This window comes from Micrococcus sp. HG099 (assembly GCF_024723355.1).
GTDB classification, from domain to species: domain Bacteria; phylum Actinomycetota; class Actinomycetes; order Actinomycetales; family Micrococcaceae; genus Micrococcus; species Micrococcus endophyticus.
Genome location: NZ_JANQCJ010000177.1, coordinates 1 through 3369, shown reverse-complemented (window position 1 = coordinate 3369; position 3369 = coordinate 1). Strand labels below are relative to the sequence as shown.

The 3369-nt window shown below is 75.8% G+C and carries 2 protein-coding genes and 1 pseudogene; all 3 read left to right on the top strand.

Annotation, left to right across the window (positions count from 1 at the left end; genetic code table 11):
* A partial coding sequence (locus NWP10_RS11085) for a phosphopantothenoylcysteine decarboxylase (protein ID WP_309137724.1) occupies positions 1 to 770 on the top strand: 770 nt, incomplete at its 5' end.
* A gap of 15 nt (positions 771 to 785) precedes the next feature.
* Positions 786 to 2048, top strand: a complete 1263-nt coding sequence (gene metK, locus NWP10_RS11080; protein ID WP_258300949.1) for a methionine adenosyltransferase — start codon at positions 786 to 788, stop codon at positions 2046 to 2048.
* Between the two features lie 97 nt (positions 2049 to 2145).
* Positions 2146 to 3369 (top strand): annotated as a pseudogene (locus NWP10_RS11075) (primosomal protein N'); the annotation flags it as partial.

Below are 3369 nucleotides of genomic sequence, written 5' to 3'. Positions count from 1 at the left end.
CTCGCCGCCCGCGCGCGACGACGTCGCGGCCCGGACCGGCCGCGGCCGGCGCGGCCCCGGGTCCGCTCGCGGGGCGCACCGTGGTGATCACCGCCGGCGGCACCCGCGAGGCACTCGACCCGGTCCGCTACCTCGGCAACCGCTCCTCCGGCAAGCAGGGCGTCGCCCTGGCCCGGGCGGCCCTGGCCGCCGGCGCCCGGGTGCGCTTCATCGCCGGGTCGATGTCCGTCCCCGTGCCCGAGGGCGTGGAGCGCGCGGTGCACGTGGAGTCCACCGCCGAGCTGCTGACGGCCGTGCTCGAGCAGGCCGCGGACGCGGACGTGCTCGTGATGGCCGCCGCCGTCGCCGACTTCCGCCCCGCCGAGGCCTCCGAGTCCAAGATGAAGAAGGGTGACGACGGCTCCTCGCCCGTCATCGTCCTGGAGCGCACCGAGGACGTGCTCGCCACGGCGGTGCGCACCCGCGCCGCCGGCGGGCCCATGGCGCCGCTGATCGTCGGCTTCGCCGCCGAGACCGGGGACGCCGAGTCCTCCGTGCTCGAGTACGGCCGCGCCAAGCTCGCCCGCAAGGGGTGCGAGATGCTGGTGGTCAACGAGGTCGGCCGGGACAAGGTGTTCGGCCGGGACGAGACGGCCGTCACCATCCTCTTCGCGGACGGCAGCCCGGCCGTCGAGGCCGCCGGGTCCAAGGAGGAGGCCGCCGCCGCCGTGGTGGGCGCCGTCGTCGACCGGCTCGCCGCGTCCGGCCCGGGAAGCGCGTCCGCCCGCTGACCTAGACTGTGCGGCATGACCGACGCCGCCCAGCCGAGCCCTGCCCGCCACGCCGACCCGTACACGGGCGTGGGCGGCGGCGAGCTCCGCCTCTTCACCTCCGAGTCCGTCACCGCCGGCCATCCGGACAAGATCTGCGACCAGATCTCGGACGCCATCCTGGACGCGATCCTCGCCGCGGACCCCGCCGCGAAGGTGGCCGTGGAGACCCTCACCACCACCGGCCTCGTGCAGGTGGCCGGCGAGGTGAACACCTCCGCCTACGTGGAGATCCCGCGGATCGTGCGAGAGACCATCCTGGACATCGGCTACGACTCCTCCGCCAACGGGTTCGACGGCGCCCAGTGCGGCGTGAACATCTCCATCGGCCAGCAGTCCTCGGACATCTTCGCCGGCGTGACCCGCTCCCTCGAGGCCCGCGAGTACGGCTCGGCGGACGAGGTGGACGAGCAGGGCGCCGGGGACCAGGGCATCATGTTCGGCTACGCCACGGACGAGACCCCTGCGTACATGCCCATGCCCATCTACCTGGCCCACCGGCTCTCAGAGCGACTCACCGCCGTGCGCCGCGAGGAGAACACCCCCATGCCGTACCTGCTGCCGGACGGCAAGACGCAGGTGACGATCGGATACGCCCCCGGGCACGTGCCCACCACGGTCGAGGCCGTCGTGGTCTCCACCCAGCACCACGACTGGGTGGGCCAGGAGCAGCTGCGCAAGGACGTGGAGGAGCACGTGATCCGTCCCGTGATCGAGCGCTCCGGCCTGGACACCTCGGGCATGCGAGTCATCATCAACCCGGGCGGCAAGTTCGTCATCGGCGGCCCCGTGGGCGACGCCGGCCTCACCGGCCGCAAGATCATCGTGGACACCTACGGGGGCATGGCCCGGCACGGCGGCGGCGCCTTCTCCGGCAAGGACCCGTCCAAGGTGGACCGCTCCGCCGCGTACATGCTGCGCTGGGTGGCCAAGAACGTGGTGGCCGCCGGCCTGGCCTCCCGCGCGGAGTTCCAGGTGGCCTACGCGATCGGCTCCGCCCGCCCCGTGGGCCTGTACGTGGACACCTTCGGCACCGCCGTGGTGCCCGAGGAGCGCATCATCCAGGCCGTCAACGAGGTGTTCGACCTGCGCCCGGCCGCGATCGTCAAGGAGCTGAACCTGCTGCGCCCCATCTACCGCAAGACCGCGGCGAACGGCCACTTCGGCCGGGACGACGCGGACTTCACGTGGGAGCGCACGGACCGGGTGGAGCGGCTGCGCGCCGCCGCCGGCCTCTGACCGGAGGCGGGCCATCACGGACGCGCTGTTCGCCCTGCCGGAGCCCCCGGACCGGCCCCGGCTGCCCGAGAACCCGGAGGGCTGGCCCGAGCGGCCGGTGGCGCGCGTCCTGCTCGACTCCCCGGTGCCGCACCTGGACCGGGAGTTCGACTACCTGATCCCCGTCACGCTCGACGAGCGGGCCCGGCCCGGCTCCCGCGTGGCCGTCCGCTTCGGCGGCCGGCCCATGACCGGGTGGCTGGTGTCCCGGGAGGACGAGCCGGCCACGGGTGCCCAGCTCACGGAGCTCACCGCCGTGCTCACCTCGGTGCCGCCACTGACGGAGGAGGTCCTCGCCTCGGCGCGCGCCGTGGCCCGGCGGCAGGCCGGCGTCGTCACGGACGTGCTGCGGGCCGCCGTGCCCCCGCGCGTCGCGCAGGTGGAGAAGGCGGCCCTGGCCGAGGACGCCGGCGCCGCGGCGGACCACCCCGTGACCCTGGCGGTGGAGGAGGCCCCGGAGGGCGAGCCGGTCAGAGCCGGCGAGGGGATCGCGCCCACCGTGTGGGAGTCTCTCGAGGGCGGCCGGGCCTTCGTGGCGGCCGTCCTGGCCGGGGACGGGCCGCGGGCGGCCGCCGTGGTCCCCTCGCGCCTGCTCGAGTGGGACGAGGCCGCCGCGATGGCGCACCTGGCCCGCGCGGTCGCCGCCGGCGGGGGAGGCGTGCTGCTGCTCGTGCCGGACCACCGCGACCTGGACCGGCTGTGCGCGGCCCTCGACGACGCCGTGGGGGAGGAGGCCTACGCGCGCATCGGCTCGGAGGACGGGAACACCCCCCGGTACCGGGCCCACCTGGCCGCCCTGCGAGGCACCCGCCGCATCGTGGCCGGCACCCGCGCGGCGGCGTGGGCGCCGGTGCGCGACCTGCGGCTGACGGTGCTCTGGGACGACGGCGACGACGCCTGGGCCGAGCCCCGCGCCCCCTACTTCCACGCCCGCGAGGTGGTGCTCGAGCGGGCGCGCCGCACCGGCTCGGCGCTGCTGTTCGCCGGGCCCTCCCGGTCCGTGCCCGTGCAGCGGCTGGTCGAGTCCGGATGGCTGCTGCACCTGGGCCCGTCCCGGGCGGCCCAGCGCGAGATCGGACCGCGGATCGTCTCGACCGCGGACGCGTGGGAGACCGCGCGGGACCCCTTCGCCCAGCGGGCGCGGCTGCCGCAGGCGGCCTGGGGCGCGGCGCGGGCGGCGCTGCTCGGCGAGCGGCCGGGCCCGGTGCTCGTCCAGGTGGCCCGGGCCGGGTTCATCCCCGCCTTAGTCTGCGACCGGTGCCGCACCCCCGCCCGCTGCCGG